Annotated in this window: 14 protein-coding genes; 8 read left to right on the top strand and 6 right to left on the bottom strand. The window is 36.2% G+C overall.

Going from position 1 to position 14,037, the window contains the following annotated elements:
* Window positions 1–209: 209 nt before the first annotated feature.
* The 6 genes from clpX to WJN01_RS05655 form a co-directional block, all read right to left on the bottom strand.
* On the bottom strand, window positions 210–1,442 hold the full coding sequence (gene clpX / locus WJN01_RS05680) for an ATP-dependent Clp protease ATP-binding subunit ClpX (RefSeq protein WP_370478774.1): 1,233 nt from the start codon (window positions 1,440–1,442) through the stop codon (window positions 210–212).
* Between the two features lie 74 nt (window positions 1,443–1,516).
* Window positions 1,517–2,191, bottom strand: a complete 675-nt coding sequence (gene clpP / locus WJN01_RS05675) for an ATP-dependent Clp endopeptidase proteolytic subunit ClpP (protein WP_445196166.1) — start codon at window positions 2,189–2,191, stop codon at window positions 1,517–1,519.
* Between the two features lie 142 nt (window positions 2,192–2,333).
* On the bottom strand, window positions 2,334–3,662 hold the full coding sequence (gene tig / locus WJN01_RS05670) for a trigger factor (RefSeq protein WP_445196165.1): 1,329 nt from the start codon (window positions 3,660–3,662) through the stop codon (window positions 2,334–2,336).
* 87 nt (window positions 3,663–3,749) lie between these two features.
* The gene (locus WJN01_RS05665) at window positions 3,750–4,109 is read right to left on the bottom strand and encodes a phage holin family protein (protein WP_445196164.1); all 360 of its coding nucleotides are present in this window, start codon (window positions 4,107–4,109) and stop codon (window positions 3,750–3,752) included.
* A gap of 35 nt (window positions 4,110–4,144) precedes the next feature.
* Window positions 4,145–4,921: an alpha/beta fold hydrolase gene (locus WJN01_RS05660; RefSeq protein WP_445196163.1), complete on the bottom strand. Its 777-nt coding sequence runs from the start codon at window positions 4,919–4,921 to the stop codon at window positions 4,145–4,147.
* A 25-nt stretch (window positions 4,922–4,946) separates the two neighbouring features.
* Window positions 4,947–5,660 (bottom strand): pyridoxine 5'-phosphate synthase, encoded by a 714-nt coding sequence (locus tag WJN01_RS05655; protein ID WP_445196162.1) that lies wholly within the window; start codon window positions 5,658–5,660, stop codon window positions 4,947–4,949.
* A gap of 89 nt (window positions 5,661–5,749) precedes the next feature.
* On the opposite strand from WJN01_RS05655, the gene WJN01_RS05650 reads away from it, so the two are divergent.
* From WJN01_RS05650 to murI, 8 genes are all read left to right on the top strand, one after another.
* The gene (locus tag WJN01_RS05650) at window positions 5,750–6,409 is read left to right on the top strand and encodes a CBS domain-containing protein (RefSeq protein ID WP_445196161.1); all 660 of its coding nucleotides are present in this window, start codon (window positions 5,750–5,752) and stop codon (window positions 6,407–6,409) included.
* 3 nt (window positions 6,410–6,412) lie between these two features.
* The gene (locus tag WJN01_RS05645) at window positions 6,413–7,297 is read left to right on the top strand and encodes an NAD kinase (protein WP_445196160.1); all 885 of its coding nucleotides are present in this window, start codon (window positions 6,413–6,415) and stop codon (window positions 7,295–7,297) included.
* Between the two features lie 123 nt (window positions 7,298–7,420).
* The gene (gene porG / locus WJN01_RS05640) at window positions 7,421–8,107 is read left to right on the top strand and encodes a type IX secretion system protein PorG (RefSeq protein WP_445196159.1); all 687 of its coding nucleotides are present in this window, start codon (window positions 7,421–7,423) and stop codon (window positions 8,105–8,107) included.
* Window position 8,108: 1 nt separating this feature from the next.
* Window positions 8,109–8,849 (top strand): undecaprenyl pyrophosphate synthase, encoded by a 741-nt coding sequence (uppS, locus tag WJN01_RS05635; RefSeq protein ID WP_445196158.1) that lies wholly within the window; start codon window positions 8,109–8,111, stop codon window positions 8,847–8,849.
* Window positions 8,782–11,436, top strand: a complete 2,655-nt coding sequence (gene bamA, locus WJN01_RS05630; protein WP_445196157.1) for an outer membrane protein assembly factor BamA — start codon at window positions 8,782–8,784, stop codon at window positions 11,434–11,436. Before uppS ends, bamA begins: the two co-directional genes overlap by 68 nt.
* A 210-nt stretch (window positions 11,437–11,646) precedes the next feature.
* Window positions 11,647–12,648 carry an OmpH/Skp family outer membrane protein gene (locus WJN01_RS05625; RefSeq protein ID WP_445196156.1) on the top strand — a complete coding sequence of 334 codons (1,002 nt, stop codon included), beginning with the start codon at window positions 11,647–11,649 and terminating at the stop codon, window positions 12,646–12,648.
* Window positions 12,649–12,689: 41 nt separating this feature from the next.
* A complete protein-coding gene (locus tag WJN01_RS05620; RefSeq protein WP_370478795.1) occupies window positions 12,690–13,190 on the top strand; it encodes an OmpH/Skp family outer membrane protein in 501 nt (166 codons plus the stop codon).
* A 67-nt stretch (window positions 13,191–13,257) separates the two neighbouring features.
* Window positions 13,258–14,037, top strand: a complete 780-nt coding sequence (murI, locus tag WJN01_RS05615) for a glutamate racemase (RefSeq protein ID WP_445196155.1) — start codon at window positions 13,258–13,260, stop codon at window positions 14,035–14,037.

The raw sequence follows: 14,037 nt of genomic DNA, 5'->3' as shown, positions 1-14,037 counted from the left end.
ATAGTTTTTTAACGAGTATTTCGTCTAATAGTCTAAAAGAAATTTAAAAGCTTTGCGAGTTCTACAAATAGGAATACTTTTAACAAAAATTAAAACACAGACACAAAGAATTATAGTGCGAATATCCATTATTAATTAATATCCATAAATAAAAAAACCACGTCGAAAAGCGTGGTTTTTTATTCACTATAATATATTTTATTCCAAAGCTACGATACGGCTTTGAGTTTCTTTAAAGTTGTTTTTGTCAACTTATCTTCAGCATATGCTTTTGTAACGTTTAAGTTTTTCTCGTCACTACTAGGCATCTCGAACATGGCATCAGTTAATATTTCTTCGCATAATGAGCGCAATCCTCTTGCCCCTAACTTATACTCTATGGCCTTATCGACTATAAAACCAAGCGCACCATCTGTAATGGAGAAATCTATTTCATCCATTTCAAACAACTTTTTGTATTGTTTAATAATGGCATTTTTAGGCTCTGTAAGAATAGCTCTTAAGGTTTCGGCATCCAATGGATCCATATAGGTCAACACTGGCAAACGACCAATAATTTCAGGAATTAAACCAAAATCCTTTAAATCCTTCGGAATAATATACTGTAACAAATTATCTTGATCAACGATATCATCAGACATGGAAGCGCTGTAACCAACAGCCTGCATATTTAGTCTTTTTGAAATAACGCGCTCTATGCCATCAAATGCGCCACCAGCAATAAATAATATGTTTTCGGTATTTACCTCAATGAATTTTTGGTCAGGGTGTTTTCGGCCTCCTTTAGGCGGCACGTTTACCACAGTACCTTCCAAAAGTTTTAATAGAGCTTGCTGAACACCTTCTCCAGAAACATCTCGCGTAATAGAAGGGTTATCACTCTTACGGGCAATCTTGTCTATTTCATCTATAAAAACAATACCCTTTTCTGCTTTCTCCAAGTTGTAATCTGCAGCTTGCAGCAAACGTGTTAGAATGCTCTCAACGTCTTCACCCACATATCCAGCCTCTGTTAGTACAGTAGCATCAACAATGGCCAATGGCACATTTAACATTTTTGCAATGGTTTTGGCCATCAAGGTTTTACCGGTACCTGTTTGACCAACCATGATGATATTACTTTTTTGAATATCTATATCGTCTTTTGAAGCTGGTTGAAGCAATCTTTTGTAATGGTTGTAAACGGCTACGGACATAACTTTTTTTGTCATGCTCTGACCGATAATATACTCGTCAAGAAATGCTTTAATTTGCTGTGGTTTTCGAAGTTTTAGCTCTGCAGATAGGTCGCTGCTATCGTTCTGCTTTGATTCCTCAATAACAATACCATGAGCTTGCTCAATACACCTATCGCATATATGGGCATCCAATCCTGCTATTAATAAGTTTGTTTCCGGCTTTTTACGACCACAAAACGAACATTCCAATTCTTCTTTTGCCATTAATCTAATCTATTATCGGGAATTAATTTTAATAATCCCTTCTGTAACAAGTTAATAAAATTACGAATTTTTATTTAATTACGTACCAATATCTCGTCAATCATGCCGTATTCCTTGGCTTTATCGGCTTTCATCCAGTAATCTCTATCACTGTCTTCATAAACTTTATCGTAAGTTTGACCGGAATGCTTACTGATGATTTTATAAAGCTCCTCCTTTAAAATTAAAATTTCCCTGGCTGTAATTTCAATATCGCTGGCCTGTCCTTGTGCACCCCCCAAAGGTTGGTGAATCATAACGCGTGAATGGGTCAATCCGCTACGTTTACCTTTAGCACCCGCACACAATAATACGGCTCCCATAGAAGCAGCCATACCTGTACAAATAGTAGCTACATCAGGTTTTATAAACTGCATAGTATCGTAAATACCTAAACCAGCGTACACACTTCCGCCCGGTGAATTGATGTAAATTTGAATATCCTTAGAAGCATCAGTACTCTCCAAAAACAATAGTTGTGCCTGAACAATATTGGCCACCTGATCGTTAATTCCTGTTCCCAAGAAAATAATCCTATCCATCATTAAACGTGAGAACACATCAAAAACAGCGATGTTCATTTGACGCTCCTCAATAATATTTGGCGTGAGATTGGTAGGGTACATACTACTGATGATTTTATTGTAATATGTGCTGCTAATGCCTTGATCTTTTATCGCGAATTTTTCAAATTCCTTTGCGTAATCCATAGTTTATTTTGTAATTAATCTTTTAAACCCTTGACTTACATCAAGATGGAATAAAAAGCATTTTGAATTAATGATTTATTTTGAATAAAAAGGCGCTTAAATCAACAGATTTAAGCGCCTAAAGATAAGCATTTATTATTACCTATTTGTCACCGTAAACTTCTTTTACAAAGTTTTCGTAGCTCAACTCTTTAACTTTTAAGTTTGCTTTTTCTTTATAAACAGATAGTAATTTTTGACTGATTAACTGTTCTGAAATTCTACGTGCCTCATCTTGGTTTGAAAGCACACGCGCTGCAATATCATCCAATTCTTTATCAGAAGGATTCATTTGTCCGAATTGGGCCATTTGAGCTTTAATCATCTGTCTAGCGTGATTTTTAATATCATCCATAGTTATTTGGATGTTATTGTCTTCAATCAATTTGCCTTCAATTAACTGGTAACGCAAACTTTTTTCAGACTTTTCATATTCTTCTCTGGCTTGGTCTGCATCCATTTCTTTTTCGCCAGCAGTTTGCATCCATTTTGTTAGGAACTCTGCTGGTAAATCAAATTTGGTGTTTTCAACCAAGTATTCAGTTACATCATTCAACAGCTTTTGGTCAGCTTGCTGAACAAATTGTTTTTCAGCATCTTCTTTAATCTTAGCTTTTAATTCGGTTACCGAAGTTACTGTTCCTTTTGGAAAAAGTTTATCGAACAATTCTTGATCTAAATCTGCCAATTCGCGCTTGTTGATTTCCTTAATTTCAAAGGTAACTTCAATGTCCAATCCGTGCACATCATCATGGCCTAATTTTAAGGCATGCATCAATTCGTGCTCGTCATCGTAAAGTCCCTTGGTTTTTAAAGTAACCACATCGCCAACTTTAGCACCGATAAATTGTTTTTCAGTAGATTTCCCTTTGAATTTATCCAAAGTCAAAGTAACCGTATTTTCAATCTCTCTTTCTTCGTTTTTGAATGTTCCTGTTATTTCACTTTCTTTTTCAACAACATCTTGAGAAACCAATTTTCCGTATTGTTTTTGAATACGTTCAACCTGCTCGTCAATCATTTTATTGTCGGCAACAATATTGTATTGAGTAATGGCCTTTTTGCTCTTAAGTTCCACTTCAAATTCTGGAGCCAAGCCCAATTCAAATTCAAAAGAAAATTTATCGGCATCCCAATCAATGTTATCTTGAGGCTTCGGTAATGGTTGCCCCAAAACATCCAACTTTTCTTCAGTTAAATATTTATTTAAGGCATCTTGCAGTAGCTTATTAACCTCGTCAACCAAAACGGCTTTTCCGTATTGTTTCTTAACCATGCCCATGGGCACATGTCCTTTTCTAAACCCAGGAATATTTGCTGTTTTGCGGTAATCTGATAAGATTTTTTCCACTTTATCGCTATAATCTTCTTTCGCGATATCTACTTTAACCACAGCATTTAATGCATCAACGTTTTCTCTTGTAATATTCATTTTAAAAATCGATTCTTTGTATAACCAAAATTGGGATGCAAAAATAGTATATTTTTACATCCCACCAAAGTTTTTAATTACCTGATTTTAAGTTCTTTTTTTGTCTTCTTTTAAAAGCGAATGCAGTATAGATTGCAGCACCGAAAGCAGGATGCTGAATAACACAGCAATCCAAATACTGCTCACCGAAAAACCGTCGATTAATTTATCCGCCAACAAGATAATCAGTGCATTAATAATAAGTAGAAATAGCCCTAGTGTTACTATGGTAATTGGCAAGGTTAAAATAACCAAAATAGGCTTGACAAACAGATTTAAAACGGATAATACCACAGCCACAATTATGGCAGTTACATAGGAATCCAGCATAACGCCATTGTTACGGAGCAAATAGGAAATAATGAACACCGCCAAGGCGTTCAGTAGAAGTTTTATAATGAGTTTCATGATTATTTATCTTTGATGGAAAGATACAAAATTAATCAAGAAACAAACTGCAACACTGCTTCAAAAAAGTCCTCAGGGTTTTCTGCATGTAGCCAGTGTCCAGAATTAGCAATAGTAACAATTTTAGATTTTGGAAAGTGACTTTTTATAATACGCTCGTCGCCAACACCTATATATTCAGAGCGGTCGCCCCGAAGAAACAACGTATCTTTATCAAACGTAGCATGTGATGGCAGAGGCTCTCCAATTTCGGAAACTTCATTTCGTAACACTTCTAAATTGATGCGCAGGCCCAATTTACCTTTTTCAGCCCAATACAAATTTTTGAGCAAAAACTGGCGTATGCCAACTTCAGAAATATATTCGCTCAATACTTTATCTGCTTCACCACGGCTTTTTACTTGGTCAAAATCAATGGCACTCAATCCGTTTAAAATAACATCATGGTGAACGGGATAAAAACGAGGGGAAATATCGGCCACTATCAATTTGGAGACCAGTTCTGGATATTGCGTTGCAAACAACATGGCTGTTTTACCTCCCATGGAATGCCCCAAAAGAATAATATCATTTAGGTTGTAAGCCTCACAATAGTTTTTTAAATCTTCTGCTAGAATTTCGTAACTAAAATCATCATCATGAAAACTCCTCCCATGATTGCGCTGGTCGACCAAATGGACTTGAAACCCTTGCTCACTAAACTGTCCACCTAATGTTTTCCAGTTATCGCCCATGCCTAAAAAGCCATGTAGAATGATAAACGGCTTTCCCTCTCCTAATATATTTGAATGTAAAATATTCTCTCCTTTCACAAATTCACGAATCTCTATTACGCTTTCACTTCAATTTTCCCAAATACATTTGAATAACATTTTCTACACCCAAATACAGACTTTCTGCTATTAGGGCATGCCCAATTGAAACCTCCAATAAACCAGGTATATTTTCCTTAAAAAATTTAATGTTATCCAACGACAAATCATGACCAGCGTTAACACCCAATTCCAATTCATTGGCCAATTTAGCACTTTCCGCATAAGGCCTTACTGCATTTTGATTTCCCAAGGCATATTGATGCGCAAAACCTTCGGTGTAAAGCTCAATTCTGTCAGTTCCCGTTTCTTTGGCACCTTCAATTTGCTTTAAAACAGGATCCACAAAAATGGATGTTCTAATACCATTATTTTGAAATTCCTTAATCACATCAACCAAAAAATCTTTGTGCTTTATGGTATCCCAACCAGCATTGCTGGTTATGGCATCTTCAGCATCTGGCACAAGCGTAACCTGTGTGGGTTTTACCTCCAAAACCAAATCCATAAACGACTTAATCGGGTTGCCTTCAATATTATATTCTGTATAAACAACCGGCTTTAAATTGCGGGCATCTTGGTAACGAATATGGCGCTCATCTGGCCTTGGGTGTATGGTAACCCCCTCGGCTCCAAAACGCTGTACATCTTTGGCAAATTGAACAACACTTGGCACATCACCACCCCTTGAATTTCGTAATGTTGCAATCTTATTAATATTAACGCTTAGCTTGGTCATAAATCCGTTTTATTCAGCAAAAATACAAAGTAGAACAAGCATACATAGCATTTTTTTGATTAATTTGCAGTCCTATTCATAATGATAAGATGCGACTTTCAGAATACATAATTAATGACGTAAAACCGTTAAGCATTAGTAGCAAGGTCAGTGATATGCAACTGCTATTTAACCAGTTAACGTTTTCACACATTCCTGTAAAAGATGCCCATGGTAATTTTTTAGGATGCTTTTCTGAGGCGGATGCCCATTGCTTTGACAGTGCCCAACCAATTAGTGAATTCCTGTATGCTTTGGAAGATTTTTATGTTAGGGATAACACGCCTTGGCTTGATATTCTTGAAGAATTTGCAGTAAACTCTGCTAATGTCATGCCCGTTTTAAATGGTATAAATGAGTATTTGGGCTATTATGAACTTAAAGATGTGATTAGCCTGTTTGGGCATTCACCATTTTTTACGGAAGCTGGAGGCATTTTGGTTGTGGAAAAAGGTATAAATGATTACTCGTTTAGCGAAATAAGCCAAATTGTAGAATCAAATGGAGGAAAGATTTTAGGGGCTTTTATTTCAAAAATGAATTCAGACTTGGTGCAGGTAACACTTAAAATAGGTAATACAGGACTTAACGAAATTATTCAAACGTTTAGAAGATACAGCTACAATATTATTTCTGGGCACGAAGAAGACGGCTATTTGGAAAGCCTAAAAGAACGTTCGGACTATTTAAAGAGATATTTAAATATATAGCGCATGAAGGTTGCCATTTTTGGACGATTTTATAACAAAACCACCTCGGCTTCGGTAATAACACTTTTTAATTATCTGGTAAAAAAGGATGCCGATGCTTATATAGAAACCGAATTTTATAATCTCATAAAAAGCAAGTCGTCCATTATAAAAGATTTTGAATCTTTTAAAACTTTTGACACGCTGGACGCTTCTTTTGACCTGTTGGTAAGTGTTGGTGGCGATGGCACCATTTTAAGGGCCATAACCTTTGTAAAAGATATCGATATCCCCATAATTGGCGTTAACACTGGAAGGCTGGGTTTTTTGGCCACCATTCAAGTTGATGATATTGAAAGGGCTATTCAAAATATTATTGACGGTAAATACAAAATTTCCGAACGCAGCCTTTTATCCGTTGAAACTTCACCCGAAAACAGCGATATCAAATCACTCAATTTTGCGCTGAATGAAATCGCGGTCAGCAGAAAGAACACCACATCTATGATTACAGTTGAAACTTATTTGGATGGAGAGTATCTAACCTCTTATTGGAGTGATGGCTTAATTGTATCGACGCCCACTGGTTCAACGGGATACTCTTTAAGCTGCGGTGGCCCTGTTATAACACCCAGCACCAACAGCTTTGTTTTAACTCCTATTGCGCCGCATAATCTTAGCGCACGACCATTAATCATACCAGACTCAACTGAAATACAGCTTAAAGTTGACGGACGTGAAGAGCAACATCTCGTTTCTTTGGATTCCAGAATTGCTACCTTAAATAACGGCACAACCATCAAAATAAAAAAGGCCGATTTTAAAATTAAAATGATTGACCTTTTAGACGAAAGCTTTTTGGATACTTTGCGCAAAAAACTTCTTTGGGGTGAAGATAAGCGGAATTAAACTCGCTTTCCACCTACGTTAGAAACAATAATTCAAAAGAAATTCTGTTTTACACTAATAGTATTGGGCTCAAATTATTCTAGGCTCATCTTATTTATTATATTTGCAAACTTTTGAATATTTATGAGGCATTTAACCATATTGATATTAAGTATTTTAAGCATTAATTTTAGTCACTCTCAAATCAACGAAATAGGTGTATTTGTCGGCGGAAGTAATTTTATAGGCGATGTGGGCGCTACAGATTATATTTCTCCTAATCAACTGGCCATCGGTGGGATTTATAAATGGAACCGTAGTAAAAGACATTCATACCGGGCTTCAGTTATTTTTACAGAGTTGGAAGGGATTGACAACAACTCTGACGACCTGCGTCGCATCCAAAGGGGTTATGAATTTAATACCAAAATAACTGAAATCTCAGCAGGAATGGAATTCACTTTCATGGATTTCAATTTGCATTCTGGCGAAAAACTATGGACACCTTATCTTTACTCAGGTATTAGTTTGGCTCACCACGACAATTATTATTTTCTAAACGGCGTGCAAACCCCAGAAAACACATCAAGCTGGGCATATGGTATACCAATAACCCTGGGTTTTAAAACCAATTTTTTAGGAAATATTATTTTGGGTATTGAAGTCAGTGCCCGATACACTTTTTCAGATGAAATAGACGGGAGTATACCCGATGACCAATGGAGGCAACAGTACAGTTTTGGGAACATAAATAACAACGACTGGTATGTCTTTTCAGGGATCACTTTAACGTACACCTTTGGCGAAAACCCTTGCTACTGCGTAGAATAAAATGGATTTAAAAAACAGCATACATACTGACAGATTGCCCAAACACATTGCCATAATTATGGATGGCAACGGCAGATGGGCAAAACAAAAAGGTATGGTGCGCGCTTTTGGCCATGAAAATGGAACAAAAGCTGTTAGAGAAACCGTTGAAGCTGCTGCAGAACTAGGCATAAAAAACCTAACACTTTATGCGTTTTCAACTGAAAACTGGAACAGGCCAAAGCTAGAAGTGCAAACACTCATGAAGCTATTAGTGTCTTCTTTAAAAAAGGAAATTAAAACACTCCAAGAAAACAACATCAAACTTAATGCAATAGGCGCACTGAATACACTGCCCAGAAAGGTTTACAACGAACTTTTTGAGGTAATGGAAAGCACTAGCAAGAATACAAGAATGACTTTAACACTGGCTTTAAGCTATGGTTCGCGAGAAGAATTGCTAAACACTGTTAAAGAAATTAGCATTAAAGTTAAAAATAATATAATTTCGCCCGAAAATATCGGTGAATCAATTATTAATGAGCATCTTTACACGCATAATTTACCAGATGTTGATTTGCTCATCAGAACAAGCGGAGAACAACGGATAAGTAACTTTTTACTATGGCAAATAGCTTATGCAGAATTATATTTCACAAATGTTTTATGGCCAGATTTTAAAAAGCAGCATTTGTATGAAGCTATTATTGAATATCAAAAAAGAGAACGAAGATTTGGGAAAACAAGTGAACAACTTAGCTAAGTTGCCTGCATTAACTTATATAAAGCACTTTCTTACTGTAATCATTTTTGCTGGATGTGTTGCAGTTCAAGCACAAGATGTCAATTACGAAAAAGGCAAAAAATACATATTAGGGGAAATTTCGGTTTCTGGAAATTCCTCTTTTGAAGAACAAACCATAATCACATATTCTGGCCTTAGAAAAGGAAAGGAAATAACCATTCCGGGTGAAGACATTGCCAATGCCATTAAAAAACTTTGGAACTCTAAACTTTTTAGCGACATAGAAGTTTATGTCACTAAAATAGAAGGAGATGTTGCCTATTTACAAATTCAGCTTTCAGACCTACCACAACTTAATGAGCTTAAGGTAAATGGAGTAAGGAAAAGCAAGGTTGAAGGAATAATAAATGACAACAAACTGAAAAAAGGTGTAAAAGTTACCGAAAACCTGCTTACTACCACTAAAAATTTCCTGATAAAAAAATATAAAAAAGAAGGCTACTACAACACCAAAGTTCATATCAACACCATAGATGTAAAAGATGATTCGCTCAAAACAGCCCGAGTGAATATGGTTTTAAATATTGACAAGGGTGAAAAAGTCAAGATTTCGGATATCGTATTCAATGGCAATGATGTGCTAAGTGACAAAAGGCTTAGGAAAGCTATGAAAAGCACGAAAAAAATAAACAGACTCAGAATTTTAAAGCGGTCAAAGTTTATTGATTCGGCATATCAAGCGGATTTAGGGCATATTGTAGACGCCTATAAAGAAAATGGGTATCGGGATGCCAGAATATTATCAGACAGTCTTGTGGTAAACAGCGATAAAACCATTTCCCTTTACCTTGATGTTAATGAAGGTGAAAAATACACCTTTGGCGATATTAAATTCATTGGTAACACCGTATATTCCAATGAATTTTTAAACCGTTTGTTACGTATCAACAAAGGGGATACATACAATGGCGTTTTGTTGGAAAAGCGCATTGCAGACCCATCAAAACCTGATGCCTTTGATATTACGAACCAATACCAAAACAATGGTTACTTGTTCTCAAGCATAAACCCCGTTGAAGTTAGTGCTGATCATAATGTTATCGATTTAGAAATACGAATTTCGGAAGGCAAACCAGCTTATTTCAACAGTGTATCGGTAGTAGGAAACGACAAAACTAACGACCATGTTATTTATCGGGAGCTCCGAACGCGCCCAGGGCAGCTTTACAGCAAAGCCAATGTAGTGCGTACTGTGAGGGAGTTGGGGCAATTAGGCTTTTTTGATGCCCAAGAAATATCGCCAAACTTTAACAACCCCAACCCGGTTGAAGGTACCATTGACATGGAATACTCTGTTAAAGAAACAGGATCTAGTCAAATTGAGCTGCAAGGTGGTTACGGCGGTGGTGGCTTTATCGGCACTTTAGGTCTGTCGTTTAATAATTTTGCCATAAAAGACATATTAAAAAAGGAGGCCTATAAACCGATCCCTATGGGTGATGGACAAAGGTTAGCGCTTCGTTTGCAGGCTAGCCGCTTTTTTCAAACTTATAGTTTTTCATTTTCCGAGCCTTGGCTTGGAGGCAAGCGCCCTGTACAGTTTTCAACATCCCTATCGCATACCAAACAATTTTTGTACAATTATTTAACCAGAAATGCCGATAAAAGTAGAAGTTTTAACATAACAGGTATCACTTTTGGTTTAGCAAAACGATTATCGGTACCAGACGATTTCTTTACATTATCGCAAGCCATAAGCTTTCAACGCTATGATTTGAATAACTACAATACAGGCTTATTTACTTTTGGTAACGGTTACTCAAACAACTTATCATACACCGTTGGTTTGAGCAGAAACAATACCAGTGTTGATCCTATCTTCCCTACTGGAGGTTCAAAATTTTCAACTACAGTTAAATTTTCTTTACCATATTCTTTATTTAATGGTGTAGATTATGATCAACTATCTGAAGAGTATAACGATGCGCTTCAAAGAAGAGCCAACGCTTCAAGCACTGCTGATTTAGCCTATATCGAAGCAAACAAGGAAATTACTGATATTGACCAAGAACGCTATAAATGGCTTGAATTTTATAAAATAAACTTCAAGGGTGAGTGGTATACAGAAGTAACAAAAAATTTAGTTTTAAGACCTTTGGTAGAATTTGGGTTTTTGGGGGCATACAACCAAGCTCGTGGTGTCATTCCGTTTGAGCGCTATTTTGTTGGTGGAGACGGTCTGGGTAATTATAGCTTGGACGGCCGTGAAGCTATTCAGTTACGTGGTTACCCTAACCAATCGCTATCAGATCAGGATGGTGGTACTATTTATAACAAGTACTCATTGGAACTTCGTTACCCAGTTACCCTAAAAGCTTCAGCTAAAATCTATGCCCTTGCCTTTTTAGAAGGTGGCGGATCTTATAATAATTTCAGGGATTTCAATCCGTTTAATGTTTACCGTTCGGCAGGATTAGGTATCCGTATCTTTATGCCGGCCTTTGGTTTATTGGGTATTGATTTTGGTCATGGATTTGACCCATTACCAGGCGAAACTGGCAAACATGGTTGGGAAACTCACTTTATAATTGGTCAACAATTTTAAACGAATAAATTATTTTGGCACGATATTTTCTATTAACTCTTCGATGATTTGCACGAGAATAAAATTTTTAAGATTAAAATTCGTTAATTTTGAAGACATGATTCAAAAAGGCAGAAAAAATCATCTGTCGTTTTAGAATTTATAATCCATAAATTATAAAATATTAAACCGATGCGAAATAACGTTCTTTTTTTACTGACATTAGTTTTTATGTTAAGCCTATCTTCTCTCTATGCACAACGTGGTGTTAGGATTGCCTACATAGATACTGAATATATTTTAGAGAATGTTCCAGAATATCAAGATGCTACCCAGCAGCTTAACACAAAAGCACAACAATGGAAAAATGAAATTGAGGAAAAGTTAGCTGCTATTGAGCAAAAACGTATTGATTTGAGCAACGAAAAGGCTCTGTTGACCAATGAACTTATTGAAGAGCGCCAAGAAGATATTGATTTTGAGGAAAACGAAATATTAGACTATCAGCAAAAACGTTTTGGCCCCAATGGTGATTTGTTCATCCAGAAAAAGCAGTTGATGCAGCCCATACAGGATCAAATATTTGCAGCGGTTCAAGATTTGGCTGAAGGAAGAAAATACGATTTTATTTTCGATAAATCATCTGATGCCGTGATGTTGTTCTCGGCAAAACAGTTCGATTTAAGCGAACAGATTTTAAGAAGTATTACAAGATCTGCAAAACGTAAACAAGCGCAATCTAGAGCAGAGATAAAAGCGGCCGAAGAAGAGGAATTGATTCCTGAAATAAATGAAGAATTGGAAGCTAGGGAAAAAGCCCTAGAAGAAAAGAAGGCTGAGAGAGAAAGTGCTGTTGAGAAACGTAGACAAGAAATTTTGGCAGCCAGAGAAGCCAAGAAAAAAGAGGCTGAAGAAAGACGCCAAAAAATATTGGAAGAAAGAGAAAAAGCCAGACAGACTAAATTGGATGCTAGAAGCCAAACAAGTTCTTCAGCTAAAGTAGAGGAAAGCAATGAAACTACAGGAGAAGAAACTGATGAAACAAAAACAGAAGACGAAGCAAAACCAGAAACTGAAACAAAAACCCAAGCTGAACTTATAGAAGAAAATAGACTGAAAAAATTGGCTGAAAGAGAAGCCCGAATAAAAGAACTGGAAGAAAGGAAGCAGAAAATTTTAGAAGAACGCCAAAAAAGAAAAGACAGTATAAATGCTGCAAGAAACAATAATTAGACAAAAATAAATTTATAACACACACTTAATACTATTTAAAAATGAAACAATTAAAAACTCTCTTATTTGCAACTGCACTATGTATTGGAACAGTTAGTTTTACACAAGCCCAAAGCAAAGTTGCACATATAAATACGCAAGATTTAATTGCGGCAATGCCAGAAGCAAAAGCAGCGCAAACAGAGATAGAAACTTTAGGAAAAACCTACCAAACAGATATTCAAGCTTCTATCACAGAATACCAAAATACTGTAAAACAATACGAAGCCGAAGCTGCTACAAAAACAGATGAGGAAAACCAAAAGAGAGGTTTAGAGCTTCAAGAAAAACAACAACGCATCCAACAGTTTAGAGCCGATGCCCAAAAAGATTTAGCCCAAAAAGAAGCTGAATTGTTCAAACCTATTCAAGATAAAGCCATGAAAGCTATCAACGAAGTAGCTAAAGAGCAAGGTTACCAATATGTTTTGGATAGAGCCACTTTGATTGTTGCTGACGGAAAAGATATTTTAGAAGATGTAAAAAAGAAATTAGGCATCTAATAAATTAATCTTTATTAAATATATTTAAGCTGTCTTTATAAGGCAGCTTTTTTATTTTTGTTATACCATGAACGAGCAACCTATCGGCATTTTTGATTCTGGAGTTGGTGGCACTTCTATTTGGAAGGAAATCCACGCGCTTTTACCTCATGAAAACACCATTTATTTAGCCGATAGTGCCAATGCTCCATACGGTCCAAAGGGCAAACAGGCCATTATAGAACTCAGCAAAAAAAACACCGAATATTTATTGAACAAAGGCTGCAAAATTATTGTTATAGCTTGCAACACGGCAACCACCAATGCTATTGATTATTTACGTGCAAATTATAATATTCCTTTTATTGGAATTGAGCCCGCTATAAAACCCGCGGCGCTCCAAACAAAAACAAGTACTGTGGGCATTTTGGCCACCAAAGGTACCTTGAGTAGCGAACTGTTTTCAAAAACATCAAACCTATTTGCAAAAGACATTAAAGTTATTGAACAAATAGGAAATGGCATTGTCGAGCTGATTGAAGGTGGCAAACTATATTCAGAAGAAATGAAAGCGCTTCTAAAAATTTATTTAGAACCTATGATTGAGGCCAATATTGATTATTTGGTTTTGGGTTGCACACATTACCCCTATTTAATTCCAACCCTTATTGAACTTTTACCAAATGATGTAAAAATCATTGATTCTGGCCAAGCAGTTGCAAGACAAACAAAAGCAATTCTAGAAAAGAATCAACTACTAAATACAAATATATTAAAACCTAAAAATGAGTTTTTCACAAATGACAATCCGGAAATACTAAAATCACTTTTATCAGACAAATACAAAGTTGAATATCTGGCTTTTTAA

The sequence above is a fragment of the Tamlana sedimenti genome (assembly GCF_038148895.1).
In the GTDB taxonomy this organism is placed as follows: domain Bacteria; phylum Bacteroidota; class Bacteroidia; order Flavobacteriales; family Flavobacteriaceae; genus Tamlana.
This window is presented reverse-complemented; position numbering and strand designations above follow the sequence as displayed.

Excerpts from the sequence above, each read along its gene's own strand:
- WJN01_RS05665 (WP_445196164.1), bottom strand. The coding sequence starts at position 4,109 with ATGAAACTCATTATAAAACTTCTACTGAACGCCTTGGCGGTGTTCATT.
- WJN01_RS05655 (WP_445196162.1), bottom strand. The coding sequence starts at position 5,660 with ATGACCAAGCTAAGCGTTAATATTAATAAGATTGCAACATTACGAAAT.
- bamA (WP_445196157.1), top strand. The coding sequence starts at position 8,782 with ATGAAGCTATTATTGAATATCAAAAAAGAGAACGAAGATTTGGGAAAA.
- WJN01_RS05645 (WP_445196160.1), top strand. The coding sequence starts at position 6,413 with ATGAAGGTTGCCATTTTTGGACGATTTTATAACAAAACCACCTCGGCT.
- tig (WP_445196165.1), bottom strand. The coding sequence starts at position 3,662 with ATGAATATTACAAGAGAAAACGTTGATGCATTAAATGCTGTGGTTAAA.
- clpX (WP_370478774.1), bottom strand. The coding sequence starts at position 1,442 with ATGGCAAAAGAAGAATTGGAATGTTCGTTTTGTGGTCGTAAAAAGCCG.
- murI (WP_445196155.1), top strand. The coding sequence starts at position 13,258 with ATGAACGAGCAACCTATCGGCATTTTTGATTCTGGAGTTGGTGGCACT.
- WJN01_RS05650 (WP_445196161.1), top strand. The coding sequence starts at position 5,750 with ATGCGACTTTCAGAATACATAATTAATGACGTAAAACCGTTAAGCATT.
- WJN01_RS05625 (WP_445196156.1), top strand. The coding sequence starts at position 11,647 with ATGTTAAGCCTATCTTCTCTCTATGCACAACGTGGTGTTAGGATTGCC.
- WJN01_RS05620 (WP_370478795.1), top strand. The coding sequence starts at position 12,690 with ATGAAACAATTAAAAACTCTCTTATTTGCAACTGCACTATGTATTGGA.
- uppS (WP_445196158.1), top strand. The coding sequence starts at position 8,109 with ATGGATTTAAAAAACAGCATACATACTGACAGATTGCCCAAACACATT.
- clpP (WP_445196166.1), bottom strand. The coding sequence starts at position 2,191 with ATGGATTACGCAAAGGAATTTGAAAAATTCGCGATAAAAGATCAAGGC.
- porG (WP_445196159.1), top strand. The coding sequence starts at position 7,421 with ATGAGGCATTTAACCATATTGATATTAAGTATTTTAAGCATTAATTTT.